The following is a 20,046-nucleotide window of genomic DNA, read 5'->3' on the forward strand; positions in this document are numbered from 1 at the left end:
ATTTCTCACTTCATCTAGAGTAACTCAATTATCCAGGCTACGCTGAGCCAGTACGCGCTCAACCGTATCGACTATGGTTTGAGTCTGACTGTCGATTTCAATATTCAGCCAATCCCCTTCCCGATAATCCTGCAGATTGGTCAGTCTGAGGGTCTCGGGAATTAGATGCAACATAAAGCGATTGCCTTGGACCTCGCCGATAGTCAGACTGCAACCATTGATACCGATAAAACCTTTATAGAAAATGTATTTCAACCAGGCTTCAGCCACTTCCAATTGCATATTGTAATGGCTGTCACTGACGTCCAGTTGCACCAACTGCGCTTGGGTATGCACGTGGCCAGAGAGAATATGGCCTCCCAGCTCGGCGCCAAATTTGAGTGACCTCTCTATATTAACCTTGTCACCCACCTTAAGGCCGACCAGATTAGTCACTGCCAGAGTCTCTTCCATTACGTCGAAAAACGCCCTATCATCAGCAAGCTGGGTTACCGTCAGACAAACGCCGTTATTGGCGACACTCGCTCCTATTTCCAATCCCTCGCGCAAGGCAGGAGGCAGAGCGACTTCGAGGGTATTTAACCCCGGCTTTTTCTCGATCGCCAGGATTTCACACTTGGCTTGAACAATACCTGTAAACATTTTCTCACTCGCTTAGTTGTTAGGGCTGCTTTCATGAATCACACCGGCTTTCAGGCCAAACGCTTAGTTCAACTGGCTTTGCCTGTGCTTATAGCACAGCTTACCCAGACAATGATGGGGTTTATCGATACCCTGATGGCCGGCAGAGTCAGTGCTGTCGACATGGCAGCCGTCGCTGTCGGAACCAGTCTCTGGCTACCTGCCATTTTATTCGTTCAAGGCCTGTTACTGGCATTTACTCCCATGTTCGCCCATCATCATGGCGCAAACAACCAAAAGGCGATTCAGCCACTTGCCTTTCAGGCTGCCTATATTGCCATAACAGGTGCCTTGGGTGTGATGCTGTTTCTGGCATCTGCGCCACATATTTTGGATTGGATGGAACTGGAGCCCGAACTCAAGCGCCTGACCATAGGTTATCTTGATGGCATTCTCTGGGGTGCACCGGCCTTTGTGCTCTATCAAGTGCTTAGGGGCTGCAGCGAAGGGATTTCCTATACACTGCCGACCATGGTCATCGGCTTTGTCGGTCTGGCGGTGAATATCCCGGCCAACTATATCTTTATCAATGGTCACTTCGGCATGCCCGCAATGGGCGGCGCGGGCTGTGGTGTCGCTACCGCTTTGGTATTTTGGGCCATGTTGTTTGCCATGGCCATCTATATGCAGTGGCATAAACGCTTTGCCGAACTGGCACCTTTCAAAGCATTTCATAAGCCTCATTTACACACCATTGTTGAGATGACCAAACTGGGCATGCCTATTGCCATGGCGCTGTTCTTTGAAGTCAGTCTGTTTGCGGTGATAGCCCTCTTACTGGCACCTCTTGGTGCTACTGTCGTGGCCGGGCACCAAATTGCACTGAACTTCTCCTCAATTGTGTTTATGTTGCCACTCTCAATTGGGATTGCCGTTTCAATTCGGGTCGGTTATTACCTTGGGCGTGGCCAGAGCGATGTGTCGGCACTGGTGACCAAGGTGGGATTGTCCATCGCCTTCTCTCTGGCCATGCTCACCGCAGTGGCGACTGTGGTATTCAGGTATGAGATAGCCCTGCTCTATAACGACAACCCCGAAGTAGTTGCTCTGGCTGGAAGCCTTATGCTGATGGCCGCCCTGTATCAACTGTCCGATTCAATTCAGGTGGTTGCCGCCGGTGCCCTACGCGGCTACAAGGATACCCGCAGCGCCTTTTTCATCACCTTATTTGCCTATTGGGCTGTAGGGATGACCCTGGGTTATGTATTGGCGTATACCGATTTTCTGGTACCCGCCATGGGGGCCCACGGATTTTGGATTGGGCTTATCGCTGGTTTAACCGTAGCGGCCATACTCTTTGCCATTCGCTTGAGATATATACAGAAAAGCGGCAAACAGTTTGACGTCATCTCAGATGAGGCGACGAATTAAACCAAATGCGATCAAAGCCTCGGCAAGTTGTGCAGCAATTCGCCACTCAATAAAAAAATGTGTTTTTTTACTTGCAACTAGCGGCTGCTCGCCCTTAATATAGCGCTCGTTCGAGGGCGACAGCCTAAAAAACACAGTACACCCGTAGCTCAGCTGGTTAGAGCACTACCTTGACATGGTAGGGGTCGGTGGTTCGAGTCCACTCGGGTGTACCACTATCTTCAGATTTTCAAAAAAATGAAAATCATGCGATACACCCGTAGCTCAGCTGGTTAGAGCACTACCTTGACATGGTAGGGGTCGGTGGTTCGAGTCCACTCGGGTGTACCAAACAACCTGCTTAAAGCAGGTTTTTTTATGTCCGAAATTCCCCCTTACCTTCCATGCCAGTTTACTTTTCCTTCGACTCTGACCTTTCATTGCCGCTGAGAGAGTAACCACCTCTACTGAATGATATTTTTTGTAAATCAAGCCCGACTTTTTGCATATTGCTTACTTGCTCAGGCCATGGAATCATGGGGCATAGACCAAAGTCCTTTGTCGACAGGGAAATCCATGAGCCAACGTACTCTGCACACGCTGTTCAAACCCGGTTCCATCGCCGTCATTGGTGCATCTAATCGCGACAAGCGAGCAGGTAATGTAGTAATGAAAAACCTGCTCTCGGGAGGCTTTGCCGGGCCGATTATGCCGGTCACCCCCAAGTATCACGCTGTCATGGGCGTGCTGGCCTACCCCAATATTGAATCTTTGCCAATCAAACCAGACTTGGCCATCATCTGCACCCGCGCCTCCAGCGTACCTGCAATAGTGGAAACCCTAGCCCAATTTGGCTGCAAAGTGGCGATCATCATGGCCTCCGGCATGGCCGATGAATTAAACGAACAAGGCGAAAACCTGCTTGAACTGACCCAAGGTAACGCCAAACGTTACGGCATGCGACTCCTCGGTCCCAACAGTTTAGGAATGATGTTGCCACCTCTGGGCCTCAATGCCAGTTTGGCCCACGCAGGCGCGCTGCCCGGCAAGATAGCCTTTGTGTCTCAGTCTGCAGCCATCTGCACCACAGTGCTCGACTGGGCCAACAACAAAGGGATTGGCTTCTCTTCCTTTATTTCGCTTGGCGATGCCACTGACATAGACTTCGATGAATTGCTGGATTTTCTCGGCCGTGATTCCCGTACCAGCGCCATCATGCTCTATATAGATTCGGTCAATGAGAAACGTCACTTCCTGTCGGCAGCCAGAGCTGCAGCCCGGCATAAACCTATTCTGGTGATCAAATCGGGTCGCAGCGCCGAGGGCGGTAACGCTGCCAAACTGCACACCGGAGGTATAGCCGGTAATGACGCAGTCTACGAGGCCGCCTTTCGCCGCGCCGGTATGCTACGAGTCACCGACTTGGTTGAACTGTTTGCCGCACTCGAGAGCCTGGCTCACCTCAACCCACTCAATGGCGAGCGTCTGTGTATTCTTTCCAACGGTGGCGGCCCCGCCGTGCTGGCGGTGGATGAACTGGTACTCAAAGGTGGCAAGTTGGCGCAGTTGTCCGATACCACTGTGGAGAAACTCTCTCAGCTGTTGCCCTCTACCTGGTCCGGACAAAACCCGGTGGACATCATAGGCGATGCCGGTGCCGAGCGTTACAGCCAGGCGCTGTCTGTGTTGATGGACAGTGATGAGCTGGACGCCATCTTGGTGCTGCACTCCCCTTCGGCCCTTGGCGAAAGCGTCACCATAGCCGATGCCTTGATTGACACTGTCAAACAACACCCTAAACGTAATCGGGTAAGTATACTTACCAACTGGAGCGGGGAAGATGCCGCTTATCGGGCCCGAAAACACTTTTCCAAGGCCGGGATCCCAACATATCGCACACCCGAAGGCGCGGTGCGCGCCTTTATGCATATGGTGGAATATCGCCGCAACCAAAAACTACTGCAGGAAGTCCCACAATCGATACCGGATTCGATTCCCGCGGATAGCGCTACCGCCAGAAGTTTACTGCAACAAGCCATTGCCAAAGGCAAACGGGTACTGGAAACCCATGATGCCCGCAACATACTCAACGCTTATGGCTTGGATACCATAGATACCTGGTATGCCAAAGATGCCGCCGAGGCTGTCGCTATTGCCGATAAGGCGGGCTACCCTGTGGCATTAAAAGTGCAATCACCGGATATCTTGCATAAATCAGACGTTCACGGTGTGATGCTGAATCTGACATCAGCGAATGAGGTCAATCAAGCTGCAGCGGCCATTGTCGAACGGGTCCACACAGCTAACCCTGCCGCTTCGGTCGAGGGCATGATAGTGCAGAAAATGGCACTTACCGCAGGCGCACAGGAGCTCAGAGTTGCGGTAATAAGCGATCCTGTATTTGGCCCTGCCATCATGCTCGGTGAAGGCGGCTCCGAATGGGAACCGACCCGGGATGCCGCCGTCGCTTTGCCGCCACTGAATATGGCGCTGGCTCGCTATATGGTAATCCAGGCACTCAAGACCCAAAAGATCCGCGATCGCCACTTACCCCAAGGCTTGGATATGCGCGCCTTGTGCCAGATGTTGACTCAGATCTCGCAGCTTATTATCGATTGCCCCGAAATCGAAAGCCTGGATCTCAATCCTGTATTGGCGGCGGGCGATAAAATTACTCTCTTGGATGTCAATCTGCGTCTGAATCCGGAAGTCACGGATAATGCCGGCCGACTGGCAATTTTACCCTACCCCAAAGAGCTGGAAGAAAAAGCCAAACTGCGTAATGGCCTTGAGGTGATGTTGCGGCCGATATTGCCGGAAGATGAACCCAAGCATCTGGACTTTGACAACTCGCTGACTGATGAAGACAGATACAAGCGCTATTTCGGGGTGCGCTCGCGTATGACCCACGAAGAGATGGCGGTACTGACCCAGATAGATTACGCCCGTGAAATGGCGTTTATCGCCACCATAAGAGATGACAATGGCGAAGAGGAAACCTTGGGTGCCGTGCGAGCCTCCATCGATCCGGACAACACAGAAGCGGAATTTGCCATGGCGGTTCGCAGCTCCCATCAGGGTATCGGCATAGGCAAGTTGCTGCTGGAGAAGCTGATTAACTACTACCGCACCACGGGCACTCAGGTGTTAACCGGCTTCACCATGTTCGAAAACCGCAATATGGCCAGTCTCGCCAAGAGCCTTGGCTTTACTGTCACCTTTGATATGGAAGAACACCTGATCAAGATGCACATGGAACTGACCGGCAAGGACACCTAACCCTTCTATATTGAAGGTGAACAAGCACACCTCAAAACCAAGAACCCGGCGAATGCCGGGTTCTTTTGATAATTTGAGCAGACTCGCTCAACGGCGACAAAGGGCTATCAAGTCCAACTCAGGCTGGTAAACCTTGCTGCTGACATCGAATAGCCCCAACAGCGTATCGAACAGGTTGTCATGAGAAACACTCTTGGCGGCGGCTTCCCTTGCCAGGCAGTCATCATTCAGCCCCAGTTGCTGCTTGAATTGCTTGGAAAACCAAGCCAACCAAGGCACCCTGGTTTGTTCACTTGGCGCTATGGCGTAGGGAGAGCCGTGCAGATACATGCCCTTCTCCCCCAAGGATTCACCGTGATCGGACAGATACATCATTGCCGTATCATAATCGCCACTGCTGCCTTTGAGCTGCTCGACCACCTGAGAGACGATATAGTCGGTATACAGAATTGTGTTGTCATAGGTATTGGTGAGCTGCTCGCGGCTGCAGTTTTGAATGTCACTGCGCTGGCAATCCGGGGTAAAACGGCGATATTGCTCCGGATAGCGCAGATAATAGGTAGGTCCGTGACTGCCGATGATATGCAACACTATCAGGCGATCCTGGCCATTGTTCGGCTGCAACAAGGCTTGTTTGAGTTCATCAAGCAGTACCTGATCCTGACAAAACTGCCCATCACACAGCTTAGGGTCGGCGTTCAATGCTATCAACCTGTTTTCCACCCTGTCACACGCCCCTTTACAGCCGCTGTCGTTATCAAACCATTGCACTTTCACACCGGCATGGTTGAGCACATCCACAGCGGTATCCTGAGCCTTGGCAGCGCGGGAGTCATAATCTTCCCGGCTCATTCGGGAAAACATACAGGGTAAGGACACCGCAGTGGCCGTGCCACAAGAGCTGACATCTTTAAATACCAGTGGTGAAATCGCCTTGGTGTAGACATTGGTTGGCCTGTCATAACCATAGTATTGGTAATTTTGTGCCCGTGCGGTTTCACCGACCACCAGCACCATCAGTCTGGGTTTAGTTTCACCGGCTGGTTTTACCTGCTTGGCATCTGTACCCAACTTTTGATATTCGAGCGGCTTTTGCAGGTAGTGCTGATTGATGTATTTGGCCGCCGAGCCGACAAAATAGGTGGGCACTATGTAGCGTTTGATTTCATCATTATTGCGACCAAAAGCCAGATAGTTCTGCATATAGAAAAAGGCTATCACCACTATGATGAGGAGGTTCGCTATGATGTACAGCGCCTTATATACCAGCTCCTTGCCTAGGGGCTTATAGTCAACCTGAATACGATACAAGAGTAGTGCAGGCAGCGCCCCGGTCAACAGCAGGTTTAATATTGATGCCCAGTTCACATAAGTCATGGCTTCGGCACTGTTGGTTTGAAAAGTGTTTTCAATCATGCCGGTATCAAATACCACGCCATACTTGAATGTGGCAAAAAATACCCCAGATGAACACAGCAGCAACACAATAAAGAAAGGTTTGAGAATATATTTAAAACTGAACAGGGAAAACAGTATCCCCAAGATTGAAATTAAGAAGATGGGAATGGTCGCCACAAACAAAGGGTCCACATGCGCTTGGTTCTCGAGTCCCTGTTTGACTATAGTAAAAAAAGGCACATTGAACACGGCCACAAAAAACAGTGCCAGTACAAAGGTCAGGCGATTGACAGAGATGGGATTCAATACACTCATTCCTAAATGACGGTTAAAATTGACGCAAGACCCAACAATTTCAACTTGTGGTTAACTAAATGTTAATCTAACAATTTTATCTTAAGGTTCCCTTATCGGTTCCGACTTCGCGCATGGGGCCGAATTAAGCTTTCAGACTCTGTGCCAATAGGAAAGTTCGCGATGCACCATACGCTAAAACTGCGGGATAAAAGGTTAAAAGAATCATTTGACAACTCAACAACCGCTTTGCATGCAAATGTCCCGCAATTGTAAGTTGCGCAAGCTCTATCAGTGTTCGGCGATTATTAATATCCTAAAAAAGAAAGCGCCCAGAAAAGGCGCTTTGTGGTTTTATATCAGGGTAAACAGTCGCAATTAAAATTCGCTGTTGAGCCGCTTGAAGAATCCAAGCAGTTGCTCCAGCTCAGCATCACTGAATTTCGCCGTCATCTCACGGGTTAATTGCAGATGCAAGGCATCATGCTCCTTAAACATCTGCTCGCCTTTTTCGGTTAAGGATACCTGGATGGCGCGTCTGTCATTTTCCAAGGGCTGACGCTCGGCCAGGCCCGCCTTAACCAAACGCTCTACCTGCACAGTCAAGGTGCCTGTGGTAATACCGAGCTTTTCCGCCAGTTCCTTCATCTTCATAGGGCCGTGAGCGCCCAGGATCTCCACTGTGTGGATCTGCGCCAATGAAGCGCCTTGGTCTCTGACTACGCTCTGCTCCCAGGAGGATAGACGCTCATAAAACTCTATGATGGCGTGGTTGATTGACTGTTGCAGCGAATCCTGCCGCTGTTGCTGTTTCATCTATTTTTGCACCTCAATGATGATGGTGGTGATGTCCTGCCTCCGTGTGGCTCACTTGCTCACGCTCATTGGCTCTCGGCGTTGCCGCCTTATTGCAGTCAGCACACTGATTAACTTCAATGGTTAAATGATCTATGCGGTTAAAGTCCGCCAGCAACTCATGATAATAGTCGGTACTGTGAGGAGCGTGGCTCACCAAAGAGATCATGGCGGCGTGATGATCGGCACTTACCGGCCACACATGAATATCGGTTACCTTGTGATCTTTTTCGGTTTCTATCCGTTCCACCAACTTGCGACTGAACTCGGCTTCAACACCTGCATCGAGCAACACGGGACTGGTCTGACTGATAAGTCCCCAAGCCCAGCGGCTGATGATAACAGCTCCGACAATTCCCATCACGGGATCGAGCCAATTCAATCCAAAATATTTACCGGCCAACAGCGCGCCAATTGCCAACAAGGAGGTCAAGGCATCGGCTAATACATGGAAATAGGCTGCGCGCAGATTATGATCTTTGTGGCCGTGGCAATTCCCATGGTCGTGGTTATGGGCGTGAGTATGTCCATGGTTATGCCCATGACTGTGGCTGTGGCCATGATCATGACCGTGGTGATCCTTGAGCAAAAACACACTGACGATATTGACAGTTAAACCTATGATGGCCACCAAAATCGCCTGGTCAAAATGAATATCTTCCGGATACAGGAGTCTGGAGCCGGACTCTATCAGCATTAACAATGCCACTAACCCCAGAGCTATAGCACTGGTAAAACCGCCGAGCACACTGACTTTACCTGTACCGAAAGCAAATCTGGGGTTGTTGGCATGTTTCCTGGCGTAAGAATAAGCAAACAGTGTCAGCATGAATGCCGCAGCATGAGTTCCCATATGCCAACCATCAGCCAGCAGCGCCATAGAGCCATATATGGTACCGGCAACGATCTCGGCCACCATGGTAACCACAGTCAGCAAGAGCACCCACTTGGTACTCTTCTCTCCCTGCTCATTATGGTGGGTAAAATCATGCTTATGCTGCCAGCGCGTGGTGGTGTGAAACTCTGAACTCATAGTAAGCCACTCTTATATTTTGACACTCAAACTATTTGATGAGCAAAGCATCTCCTTTTCCCTTCCCAATTTCAAGCCTTGAGACTGAAAAACTCACAAATACAACCAGAGAACTAACAATTTAATCCCCAAAATGGGGGCTATGTCTTATTTGTGTCACCTTTCAGTTATCTGGCTGTCATATGCCGTCATTAGTCTTTGCGTCGCATTTGCAATTCCTATAATGAAATAGAAGATCACGGAGTGAAATCTTATGAGCAAGGCGACTTTCGATCCGACGCGTTATAACAAGAGTCAGAACGAACCTTTTGCCCAGGTACTGGATAAGCACCTTTCCCGTCGTAACTTTGTAAAAAGTGGCTTGGGCGTCAGTGCCTTGACTGCATTTGGCGGCTTCGGCCTTGCCGGCTGTGGTTCCGACGACAATAACGCCTCTAGCACACCGGATCCTGTCCCCCCGACTCAGGTTCCGCCCAGCCAATCCAACGTCACACTCGGTTTTGAGTCGGTAGCAGGTTCTCGCCTTGATGCAGTGGTTATCCCTGAGGGTTACCGCGCTCAGGTCCTGGCACCCTGGGGGACTCCGCTGAACAGTAAAGCCGGCGAATGGCAGGCTGACGGCAGTAATACCGCCCAGGATCAGGCTAACTCTGTGGGTCAAAACCACGACGGCATGCATTTCTTTCCGCTCAATGAGGCCGGAACCGATGGCCTCTTGTGTATCAACCATGAATACATTGAGCCAGATGCCCTGCACCCCAACGGCCCAACTGTGGATGCCGATACTGGCTTGAGAACCCTGGTCGATGAAGTTCGTAAAGAGATTAATGCTCACGGCATGACTGTAGTGCGTATCAAACTTAACGGCGGCAACTGGGAAGTAGTCAAGGATGACAAGCATAATCGCCGCTTCACCGGTGCTTCCACCATGGATTTCAGCGGCCCGGTAGCCTACACAGACAAAGTCGTAACCGCCTTCTCGCCCGATGGCAGCCAGACCCGCGGCACCTTGAACAACTGTGGTAACGGTTATACCCCTTGGGGAACTTACCTCACCTGTGAAGAGAACTGGCCCGGCTACTTCGTCAATAAGGGTGAGATGACCCAAGCACAACGCCGTATCGGTGTCAGCAGTAGTTCTACCCGCTATGGCTGGGCCGATCTGGCCGGTCATGCCGAAGAGCGCCTGGACGAATTTGCCCGTTTCGATGTCACCCCCAAGGCCAGCGATGCAATATACGACTATCGCAATGAAGACAACGGCTATGGTTATATCGTCGAAGTCGACCCTTACAACCCTAATTCCCGCGCGGTCAAACGCACAGCGCTTGGGCGTTTCCGTCACGAAGGCTGCGCTTTTGGCAAGCTGACTGAAGGCGAACCACTGGTATTCTATTCGGGCCATGACTCGCGCTTCGAATATATGTACAAGTTTGTTTCGGCGGCGCTTTGGGATCCCAAGGATGCCGACAGCAGTAACCGCCTGGCAACCGGCGCCAAATACATGGATGAAGGAACCCTTTATGTGGCCAAGTTCAACGAAGGTGGTCTAGGTGAATGGTTGCCGCTGACCCTTGATGCCATGACAAAGGACGGTAAGACCCTGGCCGATACTTTTGCCAGCCAGGCAGATATCATCATCAACACCGCAGGTGCTGCCGATTTGGTTGGCGCGACACCAATGGACAGACCCGAGTGGTGTGTGGTGGATCCTTTCACCGGCAGTGTCTATCTAACCCTGACCAACAACTCCAAGCGGACAGAAGCCAACGCCGCCAACCCAAGGCTTAAAAACAACTTTGGCCATATCATCCGCTGGGATGAAGGTGCCAGTGATACCGAGTTTAGCTGGGATATCTTCCTGTTCGGTTCTCCGGCCGACGGTGACGATGCCACCAACCTCTCCGGTCTGACTGAGCTTAACCAGCTGGCCAGCCCGGATGGCCTGGCGTTCGATGCCCGCGGTATTCTGTGGATCCAGACAGATAATGGCGCCAAAGAGGTGACTGAGCACACCAACGACCAGATGCTGGCAATAGTGCCATCCAAGATGATCGATGGCGACGGCAAGCCTCTGACAGTTACCGCCGACAATCAAACCGAGCTGAAGCGCTTCTTCGTCGGTCCCAATGGCTGTGAAGTCACAGGCTTTGCTATCTCGCCGGACTACACTTCGGTGTTTGCCAATATCCAGCACCCGGGGAATTGGCCGGTCTCTGCCAATGCCGCCGAGGAAACACCGATCGGCACCAGCATTCGCCCAAGAGCAGCGACCGTGGTGCTGCGCAAAGTCGATGGTGGTGAAGTTGGCATTTAAATAAATAGCTGCGTTAAATAAAACGTACAGCCGGTTCACACTAACCGGCCTAAACTGACGACGCCCGCCAGGCTACACCTGGCGGGCGTTTTAGCTCTCAATTACCTGAATTTAGCTCGGGTACTATTTTGATTTGTATGGCAATACAAAATTATTTATGATTTTTTGAAAATAAATAACCCTTTCTCAGCCGCTGGCCGTTTAACTCTACAAAGCGCAATCATACATAGCGCCAATCCAATAGTTGATTTCAGCCCATAGCGGGCCCATAAGGAGAAAACCTATGCTTAAGTCCGGCAAACTGAAACTGGCACTTATCGCTTCCGCTTTGTTATCTGCCCAGGTTTTGGCAGTCAGCCCGCCGCATCCACAGGGATACAATCAGAACATGATTACTGCAAACCAATTTGATGCCAACAGCTATCAGCCGCAGGATAGCAGCAAGATGTTCCCCGCTCCCAAAGAAGGCATGGTGCAACACATACTGACCCTGCCCCAATTGGAAAACGAAGACGACTACATGGTTGAAATTCAGGTGGGCCAAACCCAGATGGTTGACTGCAACAAGCACGGCCTGATGGGCGAGCTAAAGCAGCTGGATCTCAAAGGTTGGGGTTACACCTATTGGGAGCTGGATGAAATTGGTCCGGGGCGCTCGACCATGATGGCCTGTTTCGATAAGGCCAAGCATGAGGAGTTTGTTCGCATTCCGGGTGAATACAAGCTGAGATATAACAGCAAGTTGCCTATGGTTATCTATCTGCCTAAAGATGCCGAGCTGCGCTACCGGGTGTGGCGGGCCGACACTGTGTTCAACTATTCCAAGTAACACAGCGACTTACCCCCTCTGACTGAACCAATAAAGCTGCAACAGACCTTTTCCCGGCCGGTTACAGCTTTTTTGCTTTATTCTCGATTGCAGAACCTTATAATCGCTGCAGTTTTCCTTTAGAGCCTTTTTTCGGATGAAACTCAGCTTTGTACTCGTCTCCCCTGCTCGCGCCGCCAATGTTGGCGCCGCAGCCCGCGCCATCAAAACCCAAGGGTTCAGTGAACTCATTGTGGTGAATTCGCAAGCTCACCGGGAAGAGGAAGCGGCCTGGGTCGCCTGCGGCGCCGAGGACATACTGGCCAACATCCGTGAAGTGGCCAGCCTGGAGGAGCTCAGAGAAGAGTTTGAGCTTATGGTGGCCACCACGGCAAGAGAGCGCGGCAGCCCAAGACACTATTTAAGCCCGGCAGAACTCGGCGAGCAACTGAGTAACCAGCAGGAACAGGTGCAACACGTAGCCATCGTCTTTGGCTGTGAGGCCAGCGGTTTGAGTAACGCCGACTTGGCGATTTGTGACTTGCTCAGCTACGTACCACTGGCTACCGAATACCCTTCCCTCAATCTGGCGCAAGCCGTAATGGTCTATTCCTACGCTCTGGGTCAAGCTTTGGCTTGTGCCGATGGCAACCTGGGGCTGAAAGATGCTCAATCGCCGTTACCGCAACTCAGCGCCCTCAAACAAAAAGCCGCCACTCTGCTGGAAAGAGTCGATGCCGCCGATGATGCCAAGTTAAGCCTGTGGTTAAATGAAAGCCTATCTCGCTTAAGTGACAGAGACGCCAAAATGGCCCACCAACTGCTGGGCGATATCCTCAAGAAACTCGACTGAGGTTACTGTGTTCCCTGGGTTAACTCTTCACCGGCGCGCCGCCACGCAGGGCGCGGTAGAGGGCTATCATAGCCAGCAACTTATCGCGTTTTGACTCGCTCAACGAAAGCTCGGCGCTGAAGCGTTGGCGCTGAGCATCCATCAAGTCAAGCGAAGTGGCGACACCGTTCTTGTATCTGAGCCGCGCCAGGCGTACGTATTCAGAGGAAGCATCGAGCAAGCGTTGCTGCTCTATCAGAGCCTGCTGCGTTCTCTGATAATCATTCATCGCATTGCGCACTTCCATATAGGCGTTCAATACCGTGCTGCGATAAGCAAGCATGGCCTGCAGCTGCGCCTCGTTGGCTATCTCATATTCGGCGCTTATCTTGCCGGCATTGAAAATTGGCGCCGTGATCCCACCGAGCAGCGACCAGGTGAGTCCCTTGGAGCTGAAAAGGTTATCCAGGCTATCGGATCCGCGGCCATATTCGGCGGTAATGGTAAACCCGGGGAAAAACGCACTCTTGGCCACCCCGACCTCCGCCGTGGCGGCTACCAAAGCCAGCTCGCTGGCGCGAACATCCGGGCGGCGCGACAGTAACTGTGATGGCACTCCAACCGCCAGAGATTCGGGAAATTCACGGCTCACCAATTTAGGAAGCTCTGGCAAGGGGTGATCGTAAGCCCCCAGTAAGATAAGCAGCTGATTGCGCTTGGCCTTGCTGTCATATTCGAGCTGAGGCAAGGTCACCATGGCGGTTTGATATTCCACTTCCGCCTGGCGTACATCAAGACCCGAGATCATCCCGTTGGCTCGCCTGAGTTTAGCCAGTTGCAGTTCCTTGGCGCGGATCTCGGCCGTTTCCCGGGAGATCTTAAGTCTTTGCTCTATATCGGTCAGCTCGTAAAAGGCAGTAGCGATATCACTGATAAGGCTGATTTTGGACGCCTCAAGCAGCTCTGCCTGCGACAGAGTATTGGCCAGTGCCGCCTCACTGGCCCGGCGGTTGGCGCCCCAAACATCCAGCTCCCATGAAGCGACCCCATTGAAATTAACATCTGTCTCGGCACTGGGATCTTTATTGGTAATGGCGCTGCTGAGTGACCGTTCGGCTTCAAACTCCAATCCAAGTTCGGGCCACAGGGCCGCGTCAACCACCCGCCCTTCGGCTCTGGCGGCTCGCAGTCTACTCTGCATCATCGCCAGGTTGATATTGTTATTCAGCGCCTGACGAATAAGTATCTGCAGCTCGGGATTGAGGAAAAACGCCTGCCACTCATCTGCAACGGCTTCATTGGACTCTACTTGCGGCAGCGCCTTATCAAACTGCGTCGGCATGTTGAGCTCGGGGCGCTGATAATCCGGCCCCAGAGTGCAGCCCCAAAGGCCCGAGGAAAGTATCAAAGCGACTAGCGCCGGTCTAGTGCGTTTGCAGCTGACAAGGCTCTTGTTCGGCTTCTCTTGGCTCATGGCTAATACTCCGGTCATCATAAGCCTTCCTCCGTTGCCGGCTTTTGCCTTCCCGAGTCACCCTTAACCTTGGCGCGTACCCAAGCGGCTGTGGTCACAAAGAACAATGGCACCAGTACAATCCCTATGCTGGTGGCCAGCACCATGCCGCCGAGGATAGGAATAGATACCGAGTGGCGACTGACTGAGCCGGGTCCGGCCGATAACACCAGTGGCAAGACACCGAGAATAAAGGCCATGGAGGTCATCAAAATCGGCCTGAAGCGCATCGCGGCGGCTTCCATTGCAGCCTCAAGCCGTGAACGGCCCTCTCGGTGCAGTTGATTGGCGAACTCGACAATCAAAATCGAGTTTTTAGCTGCCATCCCGATAAGCGCAATAAAGGCGACCTGGAAGAAGAGATTGCTCTGCATACCACTGAGCAGTGTCGCCAACGAGGCTCCCAGCATGGCGATGGGCGCAATAAGCAGCACGGCCACAGGAATGGTCCAACTCTCGTACAGCGCCGCCAAAAACAGGAACACGAACACCAAGGCCAGCGTAATGGCGATACTGGTCTGGTTGGCCGAGCGCACTTCCTGGAAAGTGAGCCCGGTCCATTCATACTTGAACTCGGGCGGCAACATGGGCTTGGCCACCCTGTCGATAGCTTTTATCACATCGCCGGTCGCATATCCGGGCGCCGGAGTGACATTGATGGACGCACTGGAGAACAGGTTGTAATGGGTCACAGCCGCCGGCCCCACAGTATATTCATAGTCGGCCAGAACTCCGATGGGCACCATGGCACCATTGGATGACCGGACATAGTAATCTTTAATCTGCTGGGGAAACTGACGATAACTGTCTTCGGCCTGTACCCTGACCCGATACACCCGGCCAAACAGATTAAAATCATTGACCGTGGCCGAATCGGTAAAGGTCTTAATAGTGCTGTAGAGATTGGCCACATCTACCCCGATAGCCATCGCCTTGGCTTCATTGACCGAGAGGTACAGCTGTGGAATAGAACCCTGCAGCGACATGGCCGCTGTCGCAATCTCAGGTTGCTGCTTGAGCAGCTCCACCAACTCGTTACTGGTTTCCATCAACCCCTTGAAGTTGGTTCCCGAAGTATCCTGCAACACCATCTCCACCCCGGAGCCGTTACCCAGACCGGGCACGGCCGATGGCAGGTAGAGGTTGAACTCGGCCTGCAACACTTGGTTGAGCTGATATTTAAGCTCTTTCATCACCTTCTGCACAGTGGCTTGATTTTGTTCTCGCTCGGCCCAGGGTTTGAGGATCACTTCAAACTGGCCATTGGCCTGATTCGACCCAGAGCGGCGGTTTTCCCCCGCCAGGGTAAAAGACCAGGCGACAGCAGGATGAGCCAGCACATGGCGCTCGGCAATCTTGAGCACCTCTTGGGTGCGGTTGACCGTCGCTCCGGCCGGCAGCGTCATATCGATGAAGAAACGGCCCTGATCCTCATCCGGCATAAAGCTCGATGGCAAATGGCTCATGATGTACCAAACCGCCACCACCATGGCGCCAAACACCAGGTAACTGCGCCGCGCATGCTTGTTGGCTAAGCCTACCAGGGACACATATTTGTCGGTCAATTTGGAGAGGCGGTTGTTGAGCCAGAAGAAAAAACCGCTGTTGGCCGCATCGCCCGGGCGCAGCAGCAAGGCGCAAAGTGCCGGACTCAGGGTCAATGCCACCACAGTGGAGAGCAGCACCGCCACGGCAATGGCGACGGCAAATTCGCGGTACATAATGCCGGTGATCCCGGCAAGAAAAGACACAGGTACAAACACGGCGCACAGCACTAAACTGGTTGCTATCAAGGCACCGGATAACTCTTTCATGGCGCTGCGGGTGGCCGCCATCGGGCTCATACCCTTTTCATTGATAAGTCGCTCGACGTTTTCCACCACCACAATCGCATCGTCGACCACAATCCCAATGGCCAAAACCAGTGCCAGCAGGCTGACGGTATTGATGGTAAAACCGAAGGCCAACATAGCGGCCAATGTCCCAATCAGGGAGACAGGTACCGCAATCGCCGGGATCAGAGTCGCCCGCCAATTCTGCAAGAACAGGTATACCACCAGTACCACCAACACCAGGGCTTCGATCAGGGTTTGCACCACCTCATCGATGGATTCTTCAATAAACACAGAAGCATCGTAAAACACCTGCCATTCCATACCGCTGGGAAACTTGGTCGCCAGCTCAGCCATGGTTTCCTTGACCTTACGGGTCACCTCAAGCGCGTTGGCTCCGGGCAACAGATACACCTGCAAGATGGTGGCATTCTGGCCATTGAGTTGGGATTGCAAGGTATAAGCCGAGGAGCCGAGCTCCACCCTAGCAATATCGCGCAGGCGAATGATGGATCCATCCGAATTGGCGCGAACTATGATCTCTTCAAATTCCCTGACACTGGACAAACGCCCACTGGCGGTTATCGGTAAGGTCTGGCTCAAGGCATCACTATTGGGCTGGGTACCCACAGTACCGGCCGGGGTTTCCTTGTTTTGTGCCTTGATGGCGTCAGTAACATCTGTCGTGGTCAGGCTATGTCCCGCCATGGCATCCGGACGCAGCCACACCCGCATGGCATAACTGCGGGAGCCGGTGTTCCGGGTACGACCAACGCCTGGGATCCGTCTCAGTGCCGATTCGATATTAATGGAGGCGTAGTTGGAGAGGTAAATTTCATCGAAACGGGGATCTTTGGAGGTCAATGCCAGCTTGAGCAGTTCCACCGAGGAATCCTTGGAGACAGAAACACCTTCGGTTTGCACATTGATTGGCAAATTACCCAGAGCCTGCTGCGTAGCATTCTGCACATCCACTGCCGCCAGATCCGGGCTTGTGCCTACATCAAAGGTAATGGTGACATTGGTGCCGCCGGAATTGGTGCTCTTGGAGCTCATATAGATCATATTGGGCACACCATTGACCTCCTGTTCCAGCGGTGTTGCCACGGACTCGGCGGCGGTTGTGGAGGCTGCTCCCGGATAGGAAGCCGAGATACTCACCTGCGGCGGCGTGATATAGGGATATTGATCCACCGGCAGCTGGAACATGGCGATCAAGCCCAAGAGCACAATAACAATACTAATAACAGCCGAGAATACAGGTCGGCCGATAAAGAACTGAGCCATCTAGTTACGCTCCTGTTCTTTTGATTGCTGCTCCAGCGCCTCTTTCTTTTCCTGCTCGTCGAGACGCTTTTGATACTCTTTGGCATCCAGCGGCTCAGCCAGTTGGCCATGACGCACACGATGCATGCCTTCGACTATCACACGCTCACCGGCGTTGAGACCACTCTTGACCACCACACCCTCCGGCCCCTGATGCTCAATCACAATAAAGCGCCGTTCTACCTTATTGTCCGGCATCACCACCATCACATACACGCCGCCCTGATCAACCTGGGTCGAACGCTGCGGGATCACTATGGCATTGTCTATCTCACTGAGTTTGATTCTGACATTGGTGTACTGACCCGGCAGCAACTCTTTGTCCGGATTGGGCAAAACCGCCCTCACCTCGAAAGTACCTGTGCTGGAATTAACCTGGGGGTCGGTGAAACTGACGTTACCCAGATAGCGATATTCACTGTTGTCCGGCAAAGTGATACGTACAAACCCCTCTACCGCCTTGCCTTCGGTTTCTGCTTCCTGTTGCTGGTTATAACTGGTCATACGACGTCTGGCATTGAGGTAATCCAGCGCCGACATATTGAAATTGACATAGATGGGATTCACCTGCTTCACCCGTGTCAGCAAGGATTGCCCCTGGCTACCGACCAAGGCGCCGATATCCACCTCGGAGCGGCTGACTAAACCTGCGATCGGTGCCTTTATCTCAGTGTAACTAAGCTCCAGCAGCGCTTCTTCCAGCTCAGCATGACCGGCGGCCAAGGCCGACTTGGCCTGAGCCAACGCCGACAGCGCATTGTCATAATCCAACTGACTGGCGGCATCCTGTTCATAGAGAGGTTTCAGACGCTTCACATCCCGCTGCGCCTTTTCCAATATCGCCTGCTGCGACTCGACATTGGCCTTGAGTCGGTTAACCACAGCGTTATAGGGCTTGTTATCTATCTTGTATAAGATATCGCCGGCATTGACCGCACTGCCCTCGGTAAAGAGTCGCTCCTCGACAAAGCCGTCGACTCGGGCCCTGACCTCCACATCCAATGAAGCTTTGGTGATACCGACATAATTACCGTAAACAGGCACAGTCGCCTGCTCGACCTCTTCCACCACCACCAATTTGGGAGTGATGGCCACGGGTTCAGGTTCACAGCCGAGCAACAAAAAGCCACTGACAATAAGCAGTGGCAAGACAAAAAGTGGGACAGTCGAGTGATTAAAACAACCCTTGCGGGCAAACACGGGTTTTAGTGCAGTAACAACAAAGGACATGGCAGCTTCCAACATTCAATGGGCGGTCCTGATGGCTCAACAACCCGGCGTTTGGCGCCAGGTTGTTTTATTTCCCAGTGTAAGTGCTTGAAGCTACTTGTCAATTATCATCCCTGGTTAGGGATGATAAGTTATCTGTTCAGAATACAAATCGGTGACCTGGCGGGCAAACTGCTGTTTGAGTAATTGAATTTGTTCTGGCTTGTGTTTTACCAAGCGACTGCGGGTTGCCAGACTGCTGCTGATAAAGAGCTTAAACCAGGTATCCAAAGCGTCGGCGCAGCCTTCTTCTCCTAAAGACTGCAGAGTTAATATCGCCACTTCGGCGGTGCCCATCTGAAAGTCGCGACTACCCTTTCTGAGCTGATAGCGAGCCAAGGTTTCGGCGCTGAATGACAGCATAGGTAATTGATGCAAATAACTACTCTTGCGGAACATCTTCACCGCCTCACGCCAACTGCCGTCGAGCAAAATAAACAGCGGCCGCTTGGCTTGCTCTGGCTCTCCCTGATTAGCGAGCACCTCACTCAAAGCCTCAGTCACCACCTCTTGCCCGGGTAAGGCATATTCCCCGGGGAACACCAAATAAGGCTGATAATCCGGGTTTTCCAACAAGGCCAAGAGTTGAGGGTCCGGCTGAGTTCGCGACCAGAGAAAGGCATGGGTATCCGGAATGAGATCTGCTATCAAACGCCCACTGTTGCTGGGTTTCAATACCTCGGCATCATACATAACCAGAGCAAATGCCGCCTTGGAAGGCAACAGGCGCCTGTGCTCACAGGTACAAAAGCTTTGCTCCAACAGACAGCGACCGCAGCGAATAAGATTCTTACCCCTTGATGCATAAGGCTTGGTCGACAACGACTGACGGTATTCATACAAGCGGTGAACCGCGTGAGATTGAATTGACATGAATTTTCCGAATAACAATGACTTAATAGCTAGTTTGTGCCACGGGATTAGGTGCGGTGTTAAGGCTGTGACAGCCGAACCCAATGGCCGGCGCAGTTTACTGCCGCATCCTGGTTGCAGCAAGCGCTTTAACCTCACTCTTTCCAGGATGGAACACTTGCCGCTTGCCGATAACACGAATAACAGTGCTGAGTTCCAAAAATTAATTTGCCAAAGCAGAATGTAAACTTATTATTCCAAACCAATATTCAACTGCTGACTTCAAAACCAATAAAGCCGGGGAAAACAGGGGGCGCAGAGGTGACTTGTTGTTGGCCTTGCCCAAGAATCAACCCAACAAGTGTAAACTATTAATTACATACTGTTGTGCCAGATAAAAAGTTATC

13 protein-coding genes and 2 tRNA genes are annotated in these 20,046 nt (G+C 52.1%); 7 read left to right on the forward strand and 8 right to left on the reverse strand.

Translation table 11 applies throughout. The annotated features are described in order from the left end of the window. Positions 1–24: 24 nt before the first annotated feature. The gene (locus tag ACMHXE_RS12175; protein WP_224866292.1) at positions 25–642 is read right to left on the reverse strand and encodes a riboflavin synthase subunit alpha; all 618 of its coding nucleotides are present in this window, start codon (positions 640–642) and stop codon (positions 25–27) included. A gap of 33 nt (positions 643–675) precedes the next feature. Here ACMHXE_RS12175 and ACMHXE_RS12180 point away from each other — a divergent pair, with 33 nt between their 5' ends. The 4 genes from ACMHXE_RS12180 to ACMHXE_RS12195 all read left to right on the forward strand — a co-directional run bounded on the left by ACMHXE_RS12180 (position 676) and on the right by ACMHXE_RS12195 (position 5,310). Further along, positions 676–2,052: an MATE family efflux transporter gene (locus tag ACMHXE_RS12180; RefSeq protein ID WP_101056663.1), complete on the forward strand. Its 1,377-nt coding sequence runs from the start codon at positions 676–678 to the stop codon at positions 2,050–2,052. A 138-nt stretch (positions 2,053–2,190) separates the two neighbouring features. Further along, positions 2,191–2,267: transfer RNA gene (locus tag ACMHXE_RS12185), tRNA-Val, on the forward strand. Positions 2,268–2,305: 38 nt separating this feature from the next. Beyond that, positions 2,306–2,382, forward strand: a tRNA-Val gene (locus ACMHXE_RS12190). A gap of 225 nt (positions 2,383–2,607) precedes the next feature. Continuing rightward, entirely contained in the window at positions 2,608–5,310 is a 2,703-nt protein-coding gene (locus ACMHXE_RS12195; RefSeq protein ID WP_413732346.1) for a bifunctional acetate--CoA ligase family protein/GNAT family N-acetyltransferase, read from the forward strand. Positions 5,311–5,397: 87 nt separating this feature from the next. Here the strand turns inward: ACMHXE_RS12195 and ACMHXE_RS12200 are convergent, their stop codons facing one another. From ACMHXE_RS12200 to dmeF, 3 genes are all read right to left on the reverse strand, one after another. Next, positions 5,398–7,023 carry a phosphoethanolamine transferase gene (locus ACMHXE_RS12200; protein ID WP_287591095.1) on the reverse strand — a complete coding sequence of 542 codons (1,626 nt, stop codon included), beginning with the start codon at positions 7,021–7,023 and terminating at the stop codon, positions 5,398–5,400. A gap of 357 nt (positions 7,024–7,380) precedes the next feature. Continuing rightward, the gene (locus ACMHXE_RS12205) at positions 7,381–7,818 is read right to left on the reverse strand and encodes a MarR family winged helix-turn-helix transcriptional regulator (protein WP_101056666.1); all 438 of its coding nucleotides are present in this window, start codon (positions 7,816–7,818) and stop codon (positions 7,381–7,383) included. Positions 7,819–7,831: 13 nt separating this feature from the next. Next, positions 7,832–8,890, reverse strand: coding sequence for a CDF family Co(II)/Ni(II) efflux transporter DmeF (dmeF, locus tag ACMHXE_RS12210; RefSeq protein WP_413732349.1), 1,059 nt, complete (start codon positions 8,888–8,890; stop codon positions 7,832–7,834). A 253-nt stretch (positions 8,891–9,143) separates the two neighbouring features. Here dmeF and ACMHXE_RS12215 point away from each other — a divergent pair, with 253 nt between their 5' ends. The 3 genes from ACMHXE_RS12215 (at position 9,144) to ACMHXE_RS12225 (ending at position 12,868) form a co-directional block, all read left to right on the forward strand. Beyond that, positions 9,144–11,207, forward strand: coding sequence for a PhoX family protein (locus ACMHXE_RS12215; protein ID WP_413732351.1), 2,064 nt, complete (start codon positions 9,144–9,146; stop codon positions 11,205–11,207). Between the two features lie 283 nt (positions 11,208–11,490). Further along, positions 11,491–12,036 (forward strand): serine protease inhibitor ecotin, encoded by a 546-nt coding sequence (gene eco, locus ACMHXE_RS12220; protein ID WP_413732353.1) that lies wholly within the window; start codon positions 11,491–11,493, stop codon positions 12,034–12,036. Between the two features lie 136 nt (positions 12,037–12,172). Next, positions 12,173–12,868: a tRNA/rRNA methyltransferase gene (locus tag ACMHXE_RS12225; RefSeq protein ID WP_413732355.1), complete on the forward strand. Its 696-nt coding sequence runs from the start codon at positions 12,173–12,175 to the stop codon at positions 12,866–12,868. 19 nt (positions 12,869–12,887) lie between these two features. Here ACMHXE_RS12225 and ACMHXE_RS12230 read toward each other — a convergent pair whose 3' ends face one another. The 4 genes from ACMHXE_RS12230 to ACMHXE_RS12245 all read right to left on the reverse strand — a co-directional run bounded on the left by ACMHXE_RS12230 (position 12,888) and on the right by ACMHXE_RS12245 (position 19,660). Further along, on the reverse strand, positions 12,888–14,342 hold the full coding sequence (locus tag ACMHXE_RS12230) for an efflux transporter outer membrane subunit (protein WP_413732357.1): 1,455 nt from the start codon (positions 14,340–14,342) through the stop codon (positions 12,888–12,890). Then, entirely contained in the window at positions 14,339–17,479 is a 3,141-nt protein-coding gene (locus ACMHXE_RS12235) for an efflux RND transporter permease subunit (protein WP_413732359.1), read from the reverse strand. The genes ACMHXE_RS12230 and ACMHXE_RS12235 overlap by 4 nt, the downstream gene beginning before the upstream one ends. Beyond that, the gene (locus tag ACMHXE_RS12240; RefSeq protein ID WP_335917477.1) at positions 17,480–18,763 is read right to left on the reverse strand and encodes an efflux RND transporter periplasmic adaptor subunit; all 1,284 of its coding nucleotides are present in this window, start codon (positions 18,761–18,763) and stop codon (positions 17,480–17,482) included. 102 nt (positions 18,764–18,865) lie between these two features. Next, complete coding sequence (locus ACMHXE_RS12245) at positions 18,866–19,660, reverse strand: tRNA-uridine aminocarboxypropyltransferase (protein WP_101056673.1); 795 nt, start codon at positions 19,658–19,660, stop codon at positions 18,866–18,868. Positions 19,661–20,046: the final 386 nt, after the last annotated feature.

It is taken from the genome of Shewanella sp. BJSY2023SW007 (assembly GCF_047314525.1).
GTDB lineage: Bacteria > Pseudomonadota > Gammaproteobacteria > Enterobacterales > Shewanellaceae > Shewanella > Shewanella chilikensis.

Excerpts from the sequence above, each read along its gene's own strand:
- ACMHXE_RS12175 (WP_224866292.1), bottom strand. The coding sequence starts at position 642 with ATGTTTACAGGTATTGTTCAAGCCAAGTGTGAAATCCTGGCGATCGAG.
- ACMHXE_RS12180 (WP_101056663.1), top strand. The coding sequence starts at position 676 with ATGAATCACACCGGCTTTCAGGCCAAACGCTTAGTTCAACTGGCTTTG.
- ACMHXE_RS12195 (WP_413732346.1), top strand. The coding sequence starts at position 2,608 with ATGAGCCAACGTACTCTGCACACGCTGTTCAAACCCGGTTCCATCGCC.
- ACMHXE_RS12200 (WP_287591095.1), bottom strand. The coding sequence starts at position 7,023 with ATGAGTGTATTGAATCCCATCTCTGTCAATCGCCTGACCTTTGTACTG.
- ACMHXE_RS12205 (WP_101056666.1), bottom strand. The coding sequence starts at position 7,818 with ATGAAACAGCAACAGCGGCAGGATTCGCTGCAACAGTCAATCAACCAC.
- dmeF (WP_413732349.1), bottom strand. The coding sequence starts at position 8,890 with ATGAGTTCAGAGTTTCACACCACCACGCGCTGGCAGCATAAGCATGAT.
- ACMHXE_RS12215 (WP_413732351.1), top strand. The coding sequence starts at position 9,144 with ATGAGCAAGGCGACTTTCGATCCGACGCGTTATAACAAGAGTCAGAAC.
- eco (WP_413732353.1), top strand. The coding sequence starts at position 11,491 with ATGCTTAAGTCCGGCAAACTGAAACTGGCACTTATCGCTTCCGCTTTG.
- ACMHXE_RS12225 (WP_413732355.1), top strand. The coding sequence starts at position 12,173 with ATGAAACTCAGCTTTGTACTCGTCTCCCCTGCTCGCGCCGCCAATGTT.
- ACMHXE_RS12230 (WP_413732357.1), bottom strand. The coding sequence starts at position 14,342 with ATGATGACCGGAGTATTAGCCATGAGCCAAGAGAAGCCGAACAAGAGC.
- ACMHXE_RS12235 (WP_413732359.1), bottom strand. The coding sequence starts at position 17,479 with ATGGCTCAGTTCTTTATCGGCCGACCTGTATTCTCGGCTGTTATTAGT.
- ACMHXE_RS12240 (WP_335917477.1), bottom strand. The coding sequence starts at position 18,763 with ATGTTGGAAGCTGCCATGTCCTTTGTTGTTACTGCACTAAAACCCGTG.
- ACMHXE_RS12245 (WP_101056673.1), bottom strand. The coding sequence starts at position 19,660 with ATGTCAATTCAATCTCACGCGGTTCACCGCTTGTATGAATACCGTCAG.